Raw genomic sequence first — 19,634 nt, 5'->3', positions numbered from 1 at the left:
AGTATTGGATTACGCTACCCATGGCGCTTCGTACCGAGCTCACTTCAGCCCTCAAGCGCTTGCTCAAGGCGCAGGGACTTACCTATGCGGCCCTGGCCAGCGAGCTGGGTCTGAGCGAAGCGGCGGTCAAGCGGATGTTCTCGCGCCAAAGCCTGAACCTGGCGCGGCTCGAGCAGGTGTGCGCGGTCCTCGGCGTGGGCCTGGCCGAGCTGGCGACCGAGTCGCGGCGCGGCCAACTGCCGCTGGCGGAACTGTCCGCCGAGGCCGAACAGGCGCTGGTGGACGACCCGGCCCTGCTGCTGACGCTGTACCTGGTGCTCAACCGCTGGCGCCAGGAAGACGCGCTGGCGCGCTATCGGTTCACGGTGCCGGAGTGGACCCTGCTGCTGACCCGGCTCGACCGCATGGGCGTGCTCGAACTGCAGCCGGGAAACCGGGTGCGGCTCCGCACGGCCCGGAACTTCCGCTGGCGTCGGGACGGACCCATGCAGCGCTTCTTCCAGGAGCGGCTGCTGCCGGAATACTTCCAGCGCCCCTTCGCCGCCGCCGACGAAGACCTGCTGCTGCTGAGCGGCATGGTGTCGCCGGCGTCGGCCGAACGGATGCGGCGCCGGCTGGTCGAACTGGCGGAAGAATTCGACGGCCTGCTCGCCCAGGATGCCCTGCTGCCGCCCGCGGGCCGGGTCGGCGTGAGCCTGGTCCTGGCCCAACGGCCCTGGTCCCTGGCCCTGTTCGCGCCCTACCGGCGCCAGACGGGGGAGTGAGTGGTTAGAATGTCGGCGTCGACCGGCGCTGGGTCCTCGCGCCGTCCCTGCTTTCCCCTTGACCGGCCCCGCCAGGAGCCCTACTGCCATGCCCAGCCAGCTCGTCAGTCTCAAACAGTGGGTCGATGAAGTCGCCCGCCTCACCCAGCCCGACCAGGTCCACTGGTGCGATGGCTCCGACGCCGAGAACGCCAAGCTGGTCGAGCTGATGCTCGCCAACGGCGACCTGCTCAAGCTCAACGAACAAACCCACCCGAACTGCTATCTGCATCGCTCCAGCCCGCAGGACGTGGCGCGCGTCGAGCATCTCACCTTCGTCTGCACGCGCGACCCGGCCGATGCCGGCCCGAACAACCACTGGATGGAGCCGGCCGAGGCGCATGCCCAGATGGACGCGCTTTACGCCGGCTGCATGCGCGGCCGCACGATGTACGTCGTGCCCTACTGCATGGGTCCGATCGACTCGCCGCTGTCGCGCTGCGGCGTCGAGATCACCGACAGCCCTTACGTCGTCGCCAACATGCGCATCATGACCCGCATGGGCCGCGACGCGCAGGCGCGCATCGAGCGCGAGGGCAACTTTGTCAAAGGCCTGCATTCGATCGGCGAGCTTGATCCGAACCGTCGCTTCATCATGCATTTCCCGGAAGAGCTCAGCATCCAGAGCTTCGGCTCCGGCTACGGCGGCAACGCGCTGCTCGGCAAGAAGTGCCACGCGCTGCGCATCGCCAGCTTCCAGGCGCGCACCGAAGGCTGGCTGGCCGAGCACATGCTTATCGTCGGCATCGAGAATCCGAAGGGTGAAACCCATTACGTCGCCGCTGCTTTCCCCAGCGCCTGCGGCAAGACCAACCTGGCCATGCTGATCCCGCCCGAGGGCTATCGCCGCGACGGCTGGAAGGTGTGGACGGTTGGCGACGACATCTGCTGGATGCACCCGGGCGCCGACGGCCGCCTGTACGCGATCAATCCCGAGGCCGGCTATTTCGGCGTCGCCCCGGGCACCAGCGAGAAGACCAACGCCAACGCGATGGCCATGCTCAACCACGATGCCATTTTCACCAACGTCGGCGTCACCGCCGAGGGCCAGCCGTGGTGGGAAGGCATGACCACGGGCGCGCCGGCGCAGGACTGGCAGGGCCGTCCCTACGACAAGGCGGTCAGCCCGGCCGCGCATCCGAACGCGCGCTTCACCGTCAGCGCCAAACAGTGCCCCAGCTACACCGACAAGGCCGAGGATCCGCAGGGCGTGCCCTTGAGCGCGATCATCTTCGGCGGCCGTCGCGCCTCGCTGGTGCCGCTGGTGCTCGAGGCCCGCGACTGGACCCACGGGGTGCTGGTCGGCGCGTCGATGGCGTCCGAGACCACCGCCGCCGCCACCGGTGCAGTGGGCGTGGTGCGTCGCGACTCGATGGCGATGAAGCCCTTCGCCGGCTACAACTTCGGCGACTACTTCGCGCACTGGCTGTCGTTCGACAAGCCGGGTGCGAAGCTGCCGAAGATCTTCCAGGTCAACTGGTTCCGCAAGGACGAGGCCGGCAAGTTCATGTGGCCCGGCTTCGGCGACAACCTGCGGGTGCTGGAGTGGGCGCTCAAGCGCGCCACCGGCCAGGCCGAGGCGATCGAGACGCCGGTGGGCAACGTGCCCAAGCCTTCGGACATCAATACCGATGGCCTGGACCTGGACGCCGCCACGCTCGAGCAGCTGCTCGCGATCGATCGCGAAGGCTGGAAGGCCGAGATGGCCAGCATCGGCGAGTATCTCAACGAGTTCGGCGACCGCACCCCGCATGAGCTCAAGGCCGAGCGCGCCAAGATCGCAGCCCAGCTCGTCTGAGCCGCCGCGAGGGAACTGCGAACGGGCCGGCTTCTGCCGGCCCGTTTTCGTTGCGGGCTGACGCCGCCTTGCCGCCCACGCAGCTATCCTTGGCGTCGATGAAGGCCTACTACTGCCACCATTTCGTCCTGCCGCTGCCCGAGGGGCATGCGTTCCCGATGTCCAAGTACGCGCGCCTGCACGAACGAGTGTCGGCGCTGGCGCCGTCGCTGGGCATCGCGCTGCATGAGCCGCCCGCGGCCAGCGACGAAGACCTGGCGCGCGCCCACGACCCGCAGTACATCCGCGCCATGTCGGAGGGCAGCGCCGATCCCGCGCTGATGCGGCGCATCGGTTTCCCGTGGTCGGCCGCCATGGTCGAACGCTCCCGGCGCTCGTCCGGCGGCACGATGATGGCGCTGCGCGATGCGCTGGCGGGCGAGGGCGTCGCGGTGAACCTTGCCGGCGGCACCCATCACGCCGGGCCGGCCCGCGGCGGCGGCTACTGCGTGTTCAACGATGCCGCCGTGGCGGCGCGCCATGTGCAGTCGCTGGGGCTGGCGCGGCGGGTGCTGGTGGTCGACCTGGATGTGCACCAGGGCGATGGCACCGCCCTGATCGCCGCAGGCGACGATTCACTGTTTACCTTCTCGATGCACTCGGCGCGCAACTACCCCGCGATCAAGCCGGCCTCCGACCTCGACGTGGCGCTGCCCGACGGCACCGCCGACGCCGCCTATCTCGACGCGCTGGCGCTGCACCTGCCGCAGGCCATCGAACGCGCGCGTGCCGATGCCGTGATCTATCTCGCCGGCGCCGACCCCTACGTGGGCGATCGCCTGGGCCACCTGGCCCTGAGCAAGCCGGGCCTGGTCGAGCGCGACCGCCAGGTGCTGGCCGCCTGCCGCCGCCACGGCCTGCCGCTGGCGGTGTGCATGGCCGGCGGTTATGCCCATGAGGTCGAGGACATTGTGGATATCCACGCCAATACGGTGCAGGCGGCCGCGCATCACCATCGGGCGCTGGCGGCCGACTAAACCTTCCGGTCGCCCGGCGCATCCGAGTGGGTATGCTGAGCTTTGCCGTGACCCTCGACGCCGCCCCCGACATGCCGCTCGCCTCAGCTCGCGACCAGGACCACGCGCTGGTGCGCGCGGCGGGCGGTGGCGATGTTCGCGCATTCGAGCAGCTCTATCGCCAGCATTCGCGCCGCATCTATGCCGTGCTCTGGCGCCTGTGCGGCCATGAGGCGCGGGCCGAGGATCTGCTGCAGGAGGCTTTCGTGCGCGCCTGGCAGGCGCTGCCGGCCTTCCGCTTCGAAAGTGCCTTCTCCACCTGGCTGCATCGGCTGGCGGTGAATACCGCGCTGATGGAGTTGCGCTCCCGCCGCGGCGCCCAAGCCTTGGAAGATGACGACGCCGCGCTGCCATACCAGGCCAGCGAAGACAGCGCCGGCCAGCGCACCGCGCTCGGGCTCGATCTTGAGCGCGCCGTCGCCACGCTGCCGCCCCGGGCGCGCGCGGTGCTGGTGCTCTACGACATCGAAGGCTGGAAACACGAAGAGATCGCGGCCGAACTCGGCATGGCGGTAGGAAGTTCGAAAGCACAACTGCATCGCGCCCGCGGCCTGCTGCGTGCGCGTCTGGGAGAGGCTCATGAGCGAGATTGAACTGCGCGGGCAGCTGCGCCAGCTGCCGCATGAACTGGATCCGCCGCGCGACCTGTGGCCGGGCATCGCCGCCCGGCTGCCGGCGCGAGCGCCGCGTCGCCGCACCGGCGTCTGGCTGGGTGGCCTCGCATTGGCCGCATCGCTTTGCCTGGCCGTGGGCCTGGCCTGGCAGGTGCGCCAGCCGGATGCGGCGCCGGCCGACCCCCAGGCCGAACTCGTGCAGCGCGAGGCCGAGGCGATGACGCGGGAATACCGGGCGGCGTTGGACCAGTTCCAGGGCCTGGCCATGCCCGAACCGCTGGCGCCCGCCCTGGCCACGCTCGACCGCAGCGCCGATGAGATCCGCGCCGCGCTCGAGGCCGATCCCGACGCCAGCTACCTCTTGGGCAAGCTGCGCCGCACTTACGCCCAGCGCCTGGTGCTGACCCAGCGCGCCGCCCGCAGCATCCACGCATGAACACCAGAACGGAGAACCCCATGTCCACCCACGCCCTGCTGCGCGCCGCCGCGCTCGCCAGCCTGGTCGCCGGTGCCAGCGCGCTGGCCGCCACGCCGATCAACGAAACCCGTCCGCTGTCGGCCACCGGCAGCGTCAGCATCGACAACATCAAGGGCCGGGTCAGCGTCCGCACCTGGAACCAGCCGCAGGTGCGCATCACCGGCAGTCTCGGCGAAGGCGTCGAGAAGCTGGAGATCGAAGGCAGCGGCGAGCGCCTGTCGATCCAGGTGCGCTACCCGGAAAGCAGCGGCTGGTTCGGCTGGGGCAGTTCGAAGGGCGAGCCCAGTACGCTCGAGGTCATGATCCCCTCGGCCGCCAGCCTCAAGGTCTCGGCGGTCAGCGCCGACATCGACGTTGACGGCAGCGGCGGCGAACGCCTGGCGCTGGAGTCGGTAAGTGGCGACATTCTGGTCCGCGGCGCGCGCGTCGGCGAGGCCAGCTTTGAGTCGGTCAGCGGCGACATCGATGCCGAGCTCGACAGCCGCAGCACCAGCGCCGAGACCGTGAGCGGCGACGTCCGCCTGCGCGGTGCACTCGCGGGCCGGGTCGAGCTCGAGTCGGTTTCCGGCGACTTGGGCCTGAAGGCGGCGACCCTGGAGCGCCTGGACGTGAGCAGCGTATCCGGCGATGCCGACCTGCAGCTGGCGCTGGCGCCCGGCGCACGGATCGTCGCCGAGACCCTCAGCGGCGACCTGATCCTGCGCCTGCCGACCCAGGCCTCCGGCCGCCTGCACGCCGAGTCCTTCAGCGGCAGCATCCGCAGCCCGGTGGGCGAGGTCGAGACCGAAGAATATGGCCCGGGCAGTTCGCTGCGCGCGCGATTCGGCGATGGATCGGCCGACCTGCGGCTGGAAACCTTCTCGGGCGATATCCGCATCAGCACCGGCGACTAAGGCCGGTGCCGGGGCTCAGCCGGCGTCGACGCCGGCCTCGCGCAGCGCGGTGCGCAAAGGCGCCAGATGTTCGCCGAAGGGGCGCCAGCGGCCTGATGCCTTGGTGTTGAGCGGCTGCCGAACCTGCCAGTAGCTCGCGGTCTTGACCGTATTCGACAGCGTGTGGAACTGCAGGCAGCCGTCGTCCCAGTCCAGGCCCAGGAACGCCAGCAGCTTTTCCAGCGCCGGCCGCGGCTCGCGCACGAAGGCGTCGTAGTCGAAGTCCAGGATGTCGTCGCCGTAGAGCGACTTCCAATGCGCCATCAGGCGTCGGTACTGGCCGTAGTGGTGGCCGATGTCGCCGAGGTCGGCCGAATAGCCGGCCACGCGCAGGTTCAAGTGCTGGGTGAACACCGACAGCCCGGTGTCCATCGGGTCGCGCAGGGTGTGGATGATCTTCGCGTCCGGGAACAGACGCTTGATCAGGCCCGCCAGCTGGAAGTTGTCCGGCCGTTTGTCGGTGAGATAGCGGCTGGCCTGGCCCTGCGGGAAGCGCTGCGCCAGTTCGGCGCGGTACTCGTCGGCGAAGGCCTGCCAGCGCGCGTCGTCCACGCCGGCCACCGAGGCGGGGAAGGGCGCCAGCCGCTGCGCGGCGAGCCGCGGCAGGAACTCGAGCTCGCCGCCCGGGGTGACCTGTGGATGCGCGGCCAGCACTTGCTCGACCAGGGTCGAGCCCGAGCGGAACATGCCCAGCACGAACAGCGGCGCGGGGCCTGGAGCGGTGGTCGCGGGCTTGGCAGCTGCGGCCGGGAAAGCAGCGATCAGGGCGTCGGTCAAGGCGACCTGATGCGCGCGGTCGTAGCTGCGGCCACTCTGGCGCACCAGGCTGCGGTTGCCGCGGGCATAGGCGTCGAAAGCCAGGTCGTGGGCAGCCAGGCGCTCGTAGGCGCGGCCCAGCGCGAACAGCAGGTTGGCGCGGACGGTGAGATTGCCCACCACCTTGCCCGCGGCTTCGTTGGCCTGGGCCAGCAGCGGGTCGTCAGTGCCGCTGGCGGTATGAAGGTTGACCGTGCGCGCCAGGGCTTCGTAGCGAAGCTCCTGGCTGGCCTTGTCGGCGCCGGGCGGGCCGGACAGGATTTGCTGGTAGCAGGCCAAGGCCTGCTCGCGCTCGCCGCGCTCCTCGTGCAGGTTGCCCAGGTTGAGCTGGGCCGGCAGGTAGTCCGGGGCCGCCGCCAGTGCGGCGCGCAGTTCGGCTTCGGCCTCGTCATCGCGGCGCAGGAAGTCCGACAGCAGCGCCGCGCGGTTGAGGTGAACTTCCGCGGGACGCCGCACGCCGCGCGCAAGCGCTTCGCCGTAGGCCTCGAAGGCTTCGGCGTAGCGGCCCTCGGCGCGCAGCAGATAGCCCAGCTCGTACCAGCCTTCGGCGGCGTCGGGTTTTTCGGCCAGCACCTGCTTGAACAGGTCGATGGCCTCGGCGCGCCGGCCTTGGCGGTGCAGCGCGGCCGCCTGGGCCAGAAGGTCGGGGGTAGGCTCGGTCATCGGGGGTTCCAGCGGATCAGGGGCGATGCAGCAGCAGCTGCCAGCCCACGAGGTTGTTGCCGGCGTGGAACTGCGGCAGGCGTTCGATCAGGGTGAAGCCGGCCGTCGCGGCCTCGGCCTGGAGTGCATCCATGCGCGCGTCGGAACACGCGTGCTCGACCAGGTCGTTGAGGCGGCGGGCCGAGGCGCGCATGTCGGCTTCGGCGCGATCGACTTCCAGGCCCACCGTCGCGGCGGGGGACTGCTTGCGGGCGTTGAGCAGCTTTTGCGCGGCGTCCAGCGCCACGTCCAGCACGCGCCCACCGCCGGCCTGGCGGGCCTGCGGCAGCGCCAGCTTGATGGCCTGGATGGCGCTGCGCAGTTCGGCGGTGGCGCGGTCGGTGGTGCCTGGTGTCACCTGTTCCATCGTCACCAGCTTGTGCAGGCGGCGATAGAGCTTGGTTTCCTTGAGCACCAGGTCGCATTCGGCCAGCGACTGGCGGGCGCTCAGTATCAGGGCCGATTCGGCGTGGTGGATGATGAACTGGGCATCGCCGCCGGGCTTGAGCACGCGGAAGATTTCCGCCAGCGCCGCCGGCGTCTCGGTGTACTCGAGCGCGTAGTGACCGGTGACCGCGTCGAAGCGCGCATCCTCGAACGGCATCTTCTCGGTGGCCACGCCGGCATGGAACTGGATGCCGTCGAAGCGCTTGGCGCCATCGGCCACGTCGCGCACCGGATCAATGCGCGCCAGGTCGCTGCCGTGGATGTCCCAGGCGTAGCCCTGGGCCTGTGCCGCCTGCTTGGCAATCAGCGGCACCGCGCCGTTGCCGGTGCCGATGTCGAGAATGCTGGCGGCAGCGGGCAACGTGGAGAAGAACTCCACCCAGGCCGCGCGCAATTCGAGGTCGTAACCGCCGTCAGGGCCGGCGGGGCCGGTGACGATGGCGCCGCCGCGATAGAAGGTCTCCCACTGGTCCAGACTCAAGCTTGTGCACTCCTTGGAAACCGGGGAATATTATCACGATCCATTCACGGCAAATCCGGCGCCCCCGCTGCTTCGGCGCGCCCTGCCGCCGTCCCTCGTGGACCTTTTGCAAGGAATCATCGTGAACTCTTCCCAGCCCCGTTCCATCGCCGTCGTTGCGCTGCTGCTGCTTGCGTCCGCAGGCCTCGCGCACGCCCAGGCGCCCAGCCATGCCTGCGCCGCCACCGAAGATCCCGAGGCGCGACTGGCCTGCTACGACGAAGCCTTCCCGCCGGTGGCGTCAGCGGCGAACATGGATGAGGCGCGACGCGAGCAGGCCCGGCGCGATTTCGGCCTTAGCACGGTGCAAAAACGCGAGATGGTGGCCGAAGATGACCGCGATCCGACCGGCGATCGCATCGAGGCGGTGGTCGTCAGCGTCAGCCGCCGCGGCAACGGCCAGCGTCTGGTCACGCTCGACAATGAACAGATCTGGCTGATCACCGAAGTCACCGACAAGGGTCGGCTGGCCGACGGCGACGCCGTGGTCGTGCGTCGCGGCATGATCGGTAATTACCTGATGCGCACGCCGGGTCGCGTGACCCTGCGCGTGCGACGCGTGCTTTGACCGCATGAGCACCGCGGGTGCGCCACAGGCGCTGACCACCACCGAGGCCGGACAGTGCGAAACCGCCATCGGCCTGTTGCGCGAAGGCAAGCTCGAACAGGCGCTTGCCCTGGTCGAAGGCGTGGTGGCGCTGCGGCCCCGCTCGCCCGACGCCCACCAGCTGATGGCGATGTGCCATTCCGAGGCCGGCGACTACTGGCTGGCCGAGCAAAGCTTCCGTCGGGCGCTCGCGCTGGCGCCGGACCAGCCGCTGCTGCTGGTCAATCTGGCGACCCTGCTGCGCAAGGTCGCGCGGGTACCGGAGGCGCTGGTGCTGTTCCAGCGCGCAACCGAGGTCGCGCCGCAGTTCGGCAAGGCCTGGCTCGAGCTGGGCAATACCCTTTACGACCTGGGCCTGCCCGACAAGGCGGTGCCTGCGCTGGAGCGTGCCGTGCAGGTGCAGGCCGATTCGGTAATGGCGTGGAGTGCGCTGGGCAGTGCCCAGCGCGCGCTCGACCAGTGGGACCAGGCCGAGGCGGCTTTCCTGAAGGCGCTCAAGCTGGCGCCCGGCTACAGCGCCGGCTGGTTGAACCTGGGCGCGGTAATGCGTCTGCGCGGCCGTGCCGACGAGGCGATCGCCTGTTTCGAGCGCGCGGCGCTGACCGGCTACACCGGGCCCGAGCTCGCCGATGCGATGGCGGGCGCCCTGCTCGACGAGGGTCAGGTGGACAAGGCACTGGCGCAGGCAACCCGCCTGACCGAGACCCATCCCGACTTCGTGCCCGGCCACGTCACCCTGGCCCACCTGCTTTGGGAGCACGGTCCTCGGATCGCGCCTGAGCGCGACGCCACCGAAACCTTCCGCAGCAGCGTGCAGGCCCGTCCCGACGACGCCGGGCTGACGCATGAGTTCGCTCGCTTCCTGCTGGCCGCCAAGCAGTCGGAGGAAGCCTTGGATCTGGTTCGCCGACTGCGGTTGAAGAATGACTTGCCCGCGCTGGCGCTGATGGAGGCGCAGGCGCTGGACGACCTGGGCTATCCGGGCCGTGCCCGCAATGCCTACGAAGCGCTGGCCGGCGGTCCGCTGGCTGCGCTGCCCCTGTTCCACAACGCCTTCGCCCGCCACCTGCTGCGTTCGGGCGACTGGCAGGCCGCTGCAGACCGTGCCACCGAAGCCACCCGGATCGCGCCGGCCCATCAGGAAGGCTGGGCCTATCTCGGCACGGCCTGGCGGCTGCTCGGCGATGCCCGCGAAGACTGGCTTTGCGACTACGAGCGGCTGGTGGCCAACCTGCGGATCGAGACGCCGGCGGGCTACGCGCGCCTGGAAGATTTCCTGGCGGCGCTGCGCAGCCGCCTCGACGCGATGCACGTCGCCGGCCGCGAGCCGGTGCAGCAAAGCCTGCGCGGCGGTTCGCAGACGCCGGGCCGATTGTTTGGTCGCCGCGACCCGGTCATCGGCCAGCTGCAGGTTGCCATCGAGCAGGCCATCGAACGCTGGCTGCCGACGCTTCCTGAAGACGCCAGCCATCCCTTCCTGTCCCGCAAGGCCGCGCACATGCGCATGACCGGCTCCTGGTCGGTGAAACTGTGGTCGTCGGGCCGGCACGTGAACCACATCCATCCCGAGGGCTGGATGAGCTCGGCCTTCTACGTGTCGCTGCCGCCCTCGGTGCGCGAGCAGCCGGCCGATGGCCACGCCGGCCACCTGCAGTTCGGCCAGCCGCCGGACGAGCTGGGCCTGGCGCTCGCGCCGCGCCGCATCCTGCGTCCGGAGCCGGGCCATCTGGCGCTGTTCCCGTCCTACCTCTGGCACGGCACGGTGCCGTTCGAGGACGAGCAGCCGCGCGTCACGGTGGCGTTCGACATGGCGCCGCGGCCGTCGGCCAAGTAGGTCCCGGCTTCGCGGTATCCTTGGAGGCTCGAAAACGGGCGCACGGCGGCCCGGGAGCCTTTCATGAGCGAACCGATCAATGCGCTGGCGCAGGCCGCCGGCGCCGCCGCCCAACAGGGGCGCTGGACCGAAGCCGAGCAGCTCTGGCGCAAGGTGCTGGCCATCGACCCGCGGCATCCGCCGGCGCTCTACAGCCTTGGCGTACACGCCTTCAAGCGCGGCGAGCTGGCCCAGGCCCACGGGCTGCTGCAGGCCGCGCATGCTTCGGCGCCGCGGGAACCGGCGATCGCCATTTCACTGGCCGTAGTGCTGCGCGACATGGGCGACGCGGCCGGCGAGCTGCGCGCGATCGAGGCGTCGCTGGTTGCCGACCCCTATTTCCTGCCCGGTCTGTTGGCCAAGGCGGCGCACCTGCAAAAGCACGGCAAGCTTCGGGCGGCGGCCATGGTTTACCGCAACGCACTGAGCGTGCTGCCGCAGGAGTCGCAGTGGCCGCCGTCGCTGCGCGCGCAGCTGCTGCAGGGCCGCGAGCTGGTGGAGAAGGTGGGGCGTGAAATGGCCGCTTTCCTCGCCGATCGGATCGGCACGCGCGCGGCGGCGCTGAGTCCCGCGGAGGCCGAGCGCTGGCGCGAGGCCGGCGCCATCATGAGCGGGCAGTCGGCGCCATATCCTTCCGTGTGCAGCCGGCTGCAGGTGCCGCGCCTGCCGGCGACGCCCTTCTTCGACCGCGCCGACTTCGATTGGGTGCCGGAAGTGGAGTCCCGCACCGAAGCGATCATCGGCGAAATGCGGGCGGCGATGTCCGAGGACGAATCCGGTTTCCGGCCCTACGTGGCCTACGAGGCCGGCGTACCCGTGAACCAGTGGCAGGAACTCAACCACTCGCGGCGCTGGAGCAGCTACTTCCTGTGGCAGCACGGCAAGCCCGTGCCCGAACGCCTGGCGCGTTGTCCCGAGACCGCACGCGCGCTCGAGGCCGTGGACATGGCCGACATCGGCGGCCTGTGCCCGAACGCGATGTTCTCGGCGCTGGCGCCGCATACCCATATTCCGCCGCACCACGGCGAAACCAATGCCCGGCTGGTGGTGCACCTGCCGCTGGTGGTGCCGGACAACTGCCTCTATCGCGTCGGCTTCGAACGCCGGCGCTGGAAGGTGGGCGAGCTGCTGATCTTCGACGACAGCATCGAGCACGAGGCCCGCAACGACAGCGACGAGCTGCGCGTGGTGCTCATCTTCGACGTCTGGAACCCGCTGCTTTCCTTGGCCGAGCGCGACATGGTGCGCGCGCTGTCGATGGCCTCGGGCGAGTTCCAGCTGCAGGCGTGACATTGAGATTACCCAGGAGTTGACGATGGACGAGACAGGGACGCAGGACGCCGCACAGGCGATGCAGGCCGGGGTGAGGCAGGGGTTCAACCTGCTCGAGCAGGGCAAGGTGGCCGAAGCCACCCAACTGTGCCGATCGCTGGTGCTGGCGCATCCGGCCGAACCGCCGGTGCTGATGCTGGCCTGCGAAGTGCGGCTGGCGAACGACGACCTCACCGGTGCGATCGAGGCCGCCGATGCCGTGTTGGCCGCCATGCCGGACAACGCCGCGGTCATGCTCAAGAAGGCCCATTTAAAGGTGCTGGTGCGCGAACGCACCGAGGCTAAGCGTCTGGCCTCCGAGGCCGTGGCGCTGGAACCGGGCAACGGCCAGAACCAGTGGGCGGCCGGCAAGATATTCGCCAACTGCGGCGACGCCGCCGGCGCCTGTCCTTTTTACGAAGCGGCCCTGGCGGCCGGCATGGCGCACTGGTCCCTGAACTTCGACCTGGCCAGCGCCCAGTTCTTCGCCGGCCAGTTCGAGGCGGCGGAAGAAAACATCGCCCGCGTCCTGGCCCACGTTCCCGGCCACGGACAGTCCCTGTACCTGCGCTCGATCCTGCGCCGCCAGACCGAGGCCAGCAATCACGTCGCTGATCTGCAGACCCGCCTGCAGGGACGCCTGCCGACGCCCGCCGCCGCCGCCGCGGCCCTGTATGCGCTGGCCAAGGAATACGAAGACCTGGGCCAGGCCGGCCCCGCCTTCCAGGCGCTGGCCGACGGCGCCAAGCTCAAGCGCCAGTCGCTGTCCTACGACGCCGTTGCCGAGCGGAACGTGATCGACGGCATCCGCGGGCTTTACACGGCCGAGGTCATGGCCGCGTCCACGCCCGGGCATGAGGAGGAGGGCGCGATATTCATCGTCGGCATGCCCCGCACCGGCACCACGCTGGCGGAGCGCATGCTGGCCAGCCATGGCGATGTCGGCTCGGCCGGTGAACTGATGGACTTCGGCCAATTGCTGGCAATCGCCGCGCAGAAAGCCCAGGCGGCCCAGCCCGGACTCTCGGTGGCCGAGGCCTCGCTGGCCATCGACTTCGCGGCCCTGGGTCGTGAGTACATGGCGGCGGCGCGCCAGGCGGCGCCGGGCAAGCGCTTCTTCATCGACAAGATGCCGATCAATTCCATGTACTGCGGAATCATTCGCAAGGCGCTGCCCAAGGCCCGGATCATCCATGTGGTCCGCGACCCGATGGACACCTGCTATGCGGTGTTCAAGACCCTGTTCCACCAGGCCTATCCCTTCAGCTATGACCAGGCCGAGTTGGCCGAGTACTTCATCGTCTACCAGCGCCTGATGCAGCACTGGCATGCGGTGATGCCGGAAGCGATCCTCGACCTGCACTACGAACAGCTGGTGACCGACACCGAAGACCAGGCCCGGCGGATGCTGGCGCACTGCGGCCTGGACTGGCGCCCGGAGGTGCTGGATCCCTCGGCGCATCCCGGCGCCATCGTCAGCGCCAGCGCGGCCCAGGTGCGTGAGCCGGTGCACTCCGGCTCGGTGGGCAAGTGGCGGCGTTACGAGGCGGGCCTGACCGTCCTGCGCGACCGCCTGAGCGCCGAGGGCCTGCTGAGCCCCTGACCCAAAACCCGTAGGAGGGCCTTCAGGCCCGAAGCTCCAAAAAAGGGGTCAGCCAGCTGACCCCTTTTTCGTGCGCGCCGTGTGGGAGGGACTTCAGTCCCGATGCTTTTTGGCGAAGGGCATCGGGACTGACGTCCCTCGCACGTGTGGCTTGATGGAGCTTCGGGCCTGAAGGCCCTCCTACAGGGGGAGGAACCAAAAAAAAGCGGCGGGCCGAAGCCCGCCGCTCAAGGTGTTGCTTAAGTGTTGCTTAGAACTTGAACGTCACCGAGGTGAAGAAGTAACGACCAGCCTGGTCGTAACCACCCAGCGAGTTGCCGTTCAGCGGGGCCAGGCCACCACCGACCAGCGGCGGTTCCTTGTCCGCGATGTTGTTCACGCCGACGGTGAACTCCGCGTACTCGCCGATGTAGGCCGAAGCCGACAGGTCGAAGTAGTTGTACGCGTCGATGCCGCCGTTGGCGGCCGTCAGGCCGTCAACCGCACCCGCGGCGCCGCTCGTCAGGATGTAATCCATCGAGCCGAAGTGGCGCCAGCGCAGGTTCACGGTGTACCAGTCACGCGAATAACGCACGTTCGCGATGTGGCGCCACTCGGGGGCCTGGCAGCTCGGGTTGACGTTGCCGGTGCAGTCGTAGGTCGCCGCGTCGTTCACGCCCGGGAGCGGGGTGATTTCCTGCTCGAGCAGGTAGCTGCCCTGCAGCGAGGTGGAGAAACGGCCGCCCAGGGCGTCGAAGCGGTAGGTGACGCCCAGATCGAGACCGCGGTACGAACGCTCACCGAAGTTGTCGGTCAGGTTGCTCACGAAGCCCGAGGTAGCCGGGTCGCTGCCGCGCCAGATGTCGCCGCCGCCCGAACGGTTCACGCGGTTGCACAGGAACGGATCGCCCGTGATGCCGCAGAAGGTCAGGATGGTGGAAGCACCGATGGTGCCGATCGCGTCTTCCAGGAAGATGTCGTAGTAGTCGACCGTGATCTGCAGGTTCTCGATCGGGGTGATGACCACACCGAAGGTGTAGGTATCAGCCTGCTCGGGCTTCAGGTTCGGGTTGCCACCGATGAACTGGTTGTACTGGCCAGCCGAGTTGTCCGGCACCAGGCCGTAACGCGACGGATCCAGGCCGGTGTTCTGGCACTGGGCGACGGTGAAGGTCGGCGACGGGCCGGCGCACGGATCGGAACCCGTCCACAGAGCGATCGACTGGGTCGAGAACAGCTCGTTGATGCCCGGCGCACGGATCGCGCGGTTGTAACCACCACGGGCGCGGACCATGCCGAAGTCGGCCGAGAAGCCGAGCTTGTAGGTGTCAGCGGTGCCCGACAGGTCGTAGTCGGAGTAGCGGTAGCCGAGGTCGAAGGCCAGGCTGTTGACGAAGCCGACGTCGGTCAGGACCGGGATCACGGCCTCGAGGAAGAGCTCGGTCACCTTGGTCGAACCGCTGACCGGGGTCTGCGGGCCACCGGCGCCAGCGAAGTTGCCGGACTGGCTGTCGGAATCCGCGGTGAAGTCATAGGACTCTTCGCGCCACTCGGTACCCAGGACCAGCGAGATGTTCTCGCCGTTGGCCGACGGGAAGCCGAAGCCGACGTCACCCGTGGCGTAGGCGTTGAACGAGGTCAGGCTGGTCGCGGTCTCGTAGATCGAGGTGCCGGCGAGGGCAGCAGCGGCCGCCGGAGTCACGCCGCCCGGCTGCCACACGTTGTACGGCAAGCAGCCCGAGAACGAGCCGGTCGGGCAACCCAGCACGCCCTGAACGATGCGCTGGTTCAGGAAGTCGTTCAGGCCCTGGCTGTCGTCGCGGGTCTGCGCGTGCAGGATCGAGGCGTTGTAGGACCAGCTGTCGTTGATCGCACCTTCCATGCCGAGCACGACGCGGAACGAGTTGGTCTCGTCGACGCGGATACGCGGGCCGCCTTCGACGTTACGCTTCGCGATGTAGACGTCGAACGGCAGGGTCGGGTCGAGGCCGAGGTCAGCGCAGAGGCTGCCGACCAGCGGGTTCGAGCAGGTCAGGCCCGGGATCGGGGTGAAGAACGCGCCCGACGGAGCGATCTGCGAGGAGTCACCCTTGTTGACGAACATCGTCTCGAGGTACGGACGGAAGTTCTCGTTGATTTCGTACTTGATCGAGGTGCCGAAGGTGTAGCGCTCGTCAGGACGCTGGTAGTAGTTGATCGGGGCGTAGTTGTACGGGGCGCCGTACGAGCCAGCCCAGCTGCCGTCCGGGTTCAGCGAGGTCGAGTAAGCACCGTCGTAGATGCCGTCGCCGTCGGTGTCCTGACCCACGTAGAAGTTGCCGGCCGCATTGGTGCCGGAGCCGCCGCAGGAGGTGCCTGACGCGTTCAGCGCGCAGGACGAGTAGTCGCGCTCACCCTGGAACAGGGGATCGTTCTTGCGGTAGGTCAGCCAGGCGGTGGCATGGCCGGCGCCGTCGGCGAAGCTGCTGCCCATGGCGATATCGACGTTCTTGGCGATGCCGTCGAAGCCGGAGTTGCCGTCCGGATAGTCAAAGTTGCGGGCGTCGAGACGACCCTGCATGTAGGTGTTGTCGTTCTTGTGCTGGTAGGCGCTGTAGCCACCAGTGATGCTGACGCCTTCGAACTCGGTGTCGAGCACGAAGTTCACCACGCCGGCGATGGCGTCGGAACCGTACACGGCCGAGGCGCCGCCGGTCAGGATGTCAACGCGGCTGACGAGCGAGGCCGGGATCATCGAGATGTCGCGGACTTCAGCGGCACCCGGGGCCAGGCGGTTGCCGTTGACCAGGGTCAGGGTGCGCTGCGGGCCGAGGCCACGCAGGTCGATGGTCGGGTAACCGGTCGAACCGTTGTTGGCGAAGGAGTCGAAATAGGTCGACAGCTGCGGGTACTGGTTGACGAGGTCGTCAACGCGGGTGGCGCCGGAGAACTGGAACTCGTCACGGCTGATCTCGACGACGGGCGACGAGGCGGTAACGGTCTGGCTCTGGATGCGGGTACCGGTGACGACGATCGCGTCAAGGGTGGCGGCTTCGTCCTCAGTGCCCTGATCCTGGGCGACAGCGGCGCCCGTGCTCATGGCGGAGGCGGCGCCCACGACGAGCGCGAACTTAATCGCGTCGCGGAGCTTGGTGGTCTTCAAAGTCATCTCTACTCTCCAAGTGGTTCTAGATTTGGCATGGGAGCCCGCCGCCGACGTGAAGTCGCGCACCCCGGAAACCGGCAGAGCCGTCCGGACTATAAGCGGGCTGGGGGAATAATTAAAGTGTCGTTAAGAACGCGCCCCCAGGGGGGCGCTCGAGACTTATCGTCCCGAATGGGATGATGGTGCTGATTTATTGACCAGCGTCCCATTAACGCGGAAAACCCCGCCACCCCCAAATTTCCGCCGCTTCCTGTGGGAGGGACTTCAGTCCCGATGCTTTTCGACGAAGAGCATCGGGACTGAAGTCCCTCCCACCGGGGGTATCAGCAGCAGCCGTGGTCGCCGAACTGGGCGGCGCCGGCCTTCACGCCCACGCCCTGGGTCTGGCCCTGTTCGCTGGCGACATAGTGCTCGGCGATCACCCGGGCCACGGCGGCGGTGACCCGCTTGCCGGTGGGAATGTGCAGGAACTCGTTGGGGCCGTGGGCATTGGAATGCGGGCCCAGCACGCCGGTGATCATGAACTGGGCGCCCGGGAACTTATCGCCCAGCATGCCCATGAAGGGAATGGTGCCGCCTTCGCCCATGTACATGGCCGGGGCGCCGAAGAACTCCTGGCTGGCGGTGTCGATCGCTTTTTCCAGCCAGGGAGCCAGCAGCGGCGCGTTCCAGCCGGTGGAGGCTTTCTCCAGCTCGACTTCGACCCGGCAGCCGTTGGGCGGGTTGGCTTCGAGCACGCGCTTGATGATTTCGCCGGCGCGCTTGGGCTCCAGGGTCGGGGGCAGGCGCAGGCTCAGCTTCACCGCCGTGTGCGGGCGCAGCACGTTGCCGGCGCTCGACAGCGTGGGCAGGCCGTCCTGGCCGGTCACCGACAGGGCCGGGCGCCAGGTGCGGTTGAGCACCAGTTCCGTCAGGTCCGCGTTCATCGGGCTCATGCCGGGCAGGAAGGGGAACTTGTCCCAGACTTCGGTGCCCAGCACTTCGGCGGCCCGCCGGGCCTGGGCGACGCGCTGGTCGGGAATGTCCACGTGCAGGTCCTGCACCAGGATCTTGCCGGTGGCCTCGTCTTCAAGCCGGGACAGCAGCTGGCGCAGCACCCGGAAGCTCGAAGGCACGATGCCGCTGGCGTCACCGCTGTGCACGCCTTCGCTGAGCACGCTGACCGTGAGGTTGCCACCGGCCAGGCCGCGCAGCGAGGTGGTGCACCAGAGCTGGTCGTAGTTGGCGCAGCCCGAGTCAAGGCAGACCACCAGCGACGGCTTGCCGATGCGCTCCGCCAGATGGTCGACGTAGAAGGGCAGGTCATAGCTGCCGGACTCTTCGCAGGCTTCGATCAGGATCACGCAGCGGCTGTGCGGCTTGCCCTGTTCCTGCAGCGCACGGATGGCGGTGAGCGAACCGAACAGGGCATAGCCGTCGTCGGCGCCGCCGCGGCCGTAGAGCTTGTCGCCCTTGATCACCGGCTTCCAGGGGCCGAGGTCGTCGGCCCAGCCGGTCATCTCCGGCTGCTTGTCGAGGTGGCCGTAGAGCAACACACAGTCGTCGCCGGCGCCGGGGATCTCGATGAAGATCAGCGGCGTACGGCCTTCGAGCTCGACCACTTCGACGCACATGCCGGCGATCGGCTGGGCCCGGGCCCAGCCGGCCAGCTGCTTCACGGCGTCGTCCATGTAGCCGTTCTCTTTCCACTGCGCGTCGAACATGGGCGACTTGTTCGGGATGCGGATGTACTCGACCAGCTGCGGCACGATTTCGCCATCCCAGGCATCGGCGATGAAACGGTCGGTCTTGGCGGTGTCCATGGGCGTTGTTCCTGGGGGCGGTGAAGCAAGGATTTTACCCCCGATGGCCACTGCGCCGCCGGACCGGGTAGGAAAGCGCCGACGCCGTGGCCGGCAGGCTTCATAGGCGAGCAGGTGGGGAACGGCGATGGGACGGGCCGCCCGGCCTGCCGAGACTGTGGCTGCCGGCGCGGAATGTTCCGCGGCCGGCTTTCCCATCCCCGTCCTGAGAGAGGTAACGCCATGCGCAAGTCCGCTTCCCTGCTTTCCACGCTGCTGCTGTCGGCCTTGCTGGCCGGCGCCGCCTTTGCCGCCGAAACGGTGGACATCAATACGGCCGACGCCGCCACCCTGGACCGGGTGCTCGACGGCGTGGGTCCCAGCAAGGCCGAGGCCATCGTTGCCCACCGCAGTCAGCACGGCGCCTTCCGCAGCGCCGACGAGTTGGCCGAGGTGAAGGGCATCGGCCTGTCCACGGTCGAGCTCAACCGCGAACGCATCAGTGTCGGGTCCGGGGCGGCCCGCGCCAAGGCACCGGCCGCGGCGGCGGCACCGAAGTCGCCGGCCCCGGCCGGGGGCTGATCCGTCGCAATCCCTGGGCCCGGCTCCGGCCGGGCCTTCCCCGCACTGCCCAGGAGGCTTTCGATGTCCGCGATCCTGCCGGCTTCGGCCCGCCCGTCCAGCGGCTACCGCGCCCGGCGGCTGGTGCATCGATCGGTGCCGGGACGGACCTACGTGCTCACCATCAACACCTTATATATGCGTCCGGTTTTCCAGGACGACGAGGCCGCCCGGGCGGTCTGTCGGGTGCATACGGCCACCTGGCCGTGGCGGGACGCCTGCCTGCTGGCCTGGGTGCTGATGCCCGATCATTGGCAGGGTCTGGTGACGCTGGGCGAACGCGACACGCTGTCTACACTGGTCGGGCGCTTCAAGGCCATCACCTCGCGGGCGGTCGAGGACCGGCATCGGGTCAACGGCTGGCTCTGGGGCCGTGGCTTCGGGGACCGAAGCCTGGCGCCGCAGGACGATCCGGTGGTGGTGGGCCGGCATCTGGTCTCCCATCCGCTGCGGGCCGGGCTGGTGCGAAGCCTGGCCGACTACGCCTACTGGAATGCGGCCTGGCTGCAGCCAGGCGACCTGCTGCCCGGAGACGCGTCGGCCGATTGA

At 68.7% G+C, this 19,634-nt stretch carries 16 protein-coding genes; 12 read left to right on the top strand and 4 right to left on the bottom strand.

Translation table 11 applies throughout. The features are described from left to right. The first annotated feature begins 20 nt into the window (after nt 1–20). The 6 genes from ACYVGY_RS06655 to ACYVGY_RS06630 all read left to right on the top strand — a co-directional run bounded on the left by ACYVGY_RS06655 (nt 21) and on the right by ACYVGY_RS06630 (nt 5,641). Nucleotides 21–764, top strand: coding sequence for a helix-turn-helix domain-containing protein (locus ACYVGY_RS06655; RefSeq protein WP_460456684.1), 744 nt, complete (start codon nt 21–23; stop codon nt 762–764). A gap of 88 nt (nt 765–852) precedes the next feature. Further along, entirely contained in the window at nt 853–2,601 is a 1,749-nt protein-coding gene (locus tag ACYVGY_RS06650; protein WP_460456683.1) for a phosphoenolpyruvate carboxykinase (GTP), read from the top strand. 98 nt (nt 2,602–2,699) lie between these two features. After that, a complete protein-coding gene (locus tag ACYVGY_RS06645) occupies nt 2,700–3,617 on the top strand; it encodes a histone deacetylase family protein (RefSeq protein ID WP_460456954.1) in 918 nt (305 codons plus the stop codon). A gap of 71 nt (nt 3,618–3,688) precedes the next feature. Beyond that, on the top strand, nt 3,689–4,249 hold the full coding sequence (locus tag ACYVGY_RS06640; RefSeq protein ID WP_460456953.1) for an RNA polymerase sigma factor: 561 nt from the start codon (nt 3,689–3,691) through the stop codon (nt 4,247–4,249). Further along, nucleotides 4,236–4,706: a hypothetical protein gene (locus ACYVGY_RS06635; protein ID WP_460456682.1), complete on the top strand. Its 471-nt coding sequence runs from the start codon at nt 4,236–4,238 to the stop codon at nt 4,704–4,706. The genes ACYVGY_RS06640 and ACYVGY_RS06635 overlap by 14 nt, the downstream gene beginning before the upstream one ends. A gap of 20 nt (nt 4,707–4,726) precedes the next feature. Continuing rightward, a complete protein-coding gene (locus tag ACYVGY_RS06630; RefSeq protein ID WP_460456681.1) occupies nt 4,727–5,641 on the top strand; it encodes a DUF4097 family beta strand repeat-containing protein in 915 nt (304 codons plus the stop codon). Between the two features lie 15 nt (nt 5,642–5,656). Here ACYVGY_RS06630 and ACYVGY_RS06625 read toward each other — a convergent pair whose 3' ends face one another. Both ACYVGY_RS06625 and ACYVGY_RS06620 read right to left on the bottom strand, forming a co-directional pair. Further along, entirely contained in the window at nt 5,657–7,159 is a 1,503-nt protein-coding gene (locus tag ACYVGY_RS06625; RefSeq protein WP_460456680.1) for a sulfotransferase family protein, read from the bottom strand. 16 nt (nt 7,160–7,175) lie between these two features. Then, nucleotides 7,176–8,126, bottom strand: coding sequence for a class I SAM-dependent methyltransferase (locus tag ACYVGY_RS06620; RefSeq protein ID WP_460456679.1), 951 nt, complete (start codon nt 8,124–8,126; stop codon nt 7,176–7,178). A 121-nt stretch (nt 8,127–8,247) separates the two neighbouring features. Between ACYVGY_RS06620 and ACYVGY_RS06615 the strand changes: the two genes are divergently transcribed. From ACYVGY_RS06615 to ACYVGY_RS06600, 4 genes are all read left to right on the top strand, one after another. Beyond that, nucleotides 8,248–8,733: a hypothetical protein gene (locus ACYVGY_RS06615; protein WP_460456678.1), complete on the top strand. Its 486-nt coding sequence runs from the start codon at nt 8,248–8,250 to the stop codon at nt 8,731–8,733. 4 nt (nt 8,734–8,737) lie between these two features. Next, nucleotides 8,738–10,606, top strand: coding sequence for a tetratricopeptide repeat protein (locus ACYVGY_RS06610; protein WP_460456677.1), 1,869 nt, complete (start codon nt 8,738–8,740; stop codon nt 10,604–10,606). A gap of 63 nt (nt 10,607–10,669) precedes the next feature. Continuing rightward, complete coding sequence (locus tag ACYVGY_RS06605) at nt 10,670–11,935, top strand: aspartyl/asparaginyl beta-hydroxylase domain-containing protein (RefSeq protein WP_460456676.1); 1,266 nt, start codon at nt 10,670–10,672, stop codon at nt 11,933–11,935. A 25-nt stretch (nt 11,936–11,960) separates the two neighbouring features. Beyond that, on the top strand, nt 11,961–13,559 hold the full coding sequence (locus ACYVGY_RS06600; protein ID WP_460456675.1) for a tetratricopeptide repeat-containing sulfotransferase family protein: 1,599 nt from the start codon (nt 11,961–11,963) through the stop codon (nt 13,557–13,559). Nucleotides 13,560–13,809: 250 nt separating this feature from the next. Here ACYVGY_RS06600 and ACYVGY_RS06595 read toward each other — a convergent pair whose 3' ends face one another. Continuing rightward, nucleotides 13,810–16,686: a TonB-dependent receptor domain-containing protein gene (locus tag ACYVGY_RS06595; protein ID WP_460456674.1), complete on the bottom strand. Its 2,877-nt coding sequence runs from the start codon at nt 16,684–16,686 to the stop codon at nt 13,810–13,812. Nucleotides 16,687–17,006: 320 nt separating this feature from the next. After that, nucleotides 17,007–18,485: a M20 family metallopeptidase gene (locus ACYVGY_RS06590; protein ID WP_460456673.1), complete on the bottom strand. Its 1,479-nt coding sequence runs from the start codon at nt 18,483–18,485 to the stop codon at nt 17,007–17,009. Nucleotides 18,486–18,707: 222 nt separating this feature from the next. On the opposite strand from ACYVGY_RS06590, the gene ACYVGY_RS06585 reads away from it, so the two are divergent. Next, the gene (locus ACYVGY_RS06585; RefSeq protein WP_460456672.1) at nt 18,708–19,046 is read left to right on the top strand and encodes a ComEA family DNA-binding protein; all 339 of its coding nucleotides are present in this window, start codon (nt 18,708–18,710) and stop codon (nt 19,044–19,046) included. 63 nt (nt 19,047–19,109) lie between these two features. Continuing rightward, nucleotides 19,110–19,634: an REP-associated tyrosine transposase gene (locus tag ACYVGY_RS06580; RefSeq protein WP_460456671.1), complete on the top strand. Its 525-nt coding sequence runs from the start codon at nt 19,110–19,112 to the stop codon at nt 19,632–19,634.

This window comes from Arenimonas alkanexedens, from assembly GCF_054781355.1.
This window is presented reverse-complemented; position numbering and strand designations above follow the sequence as displayed.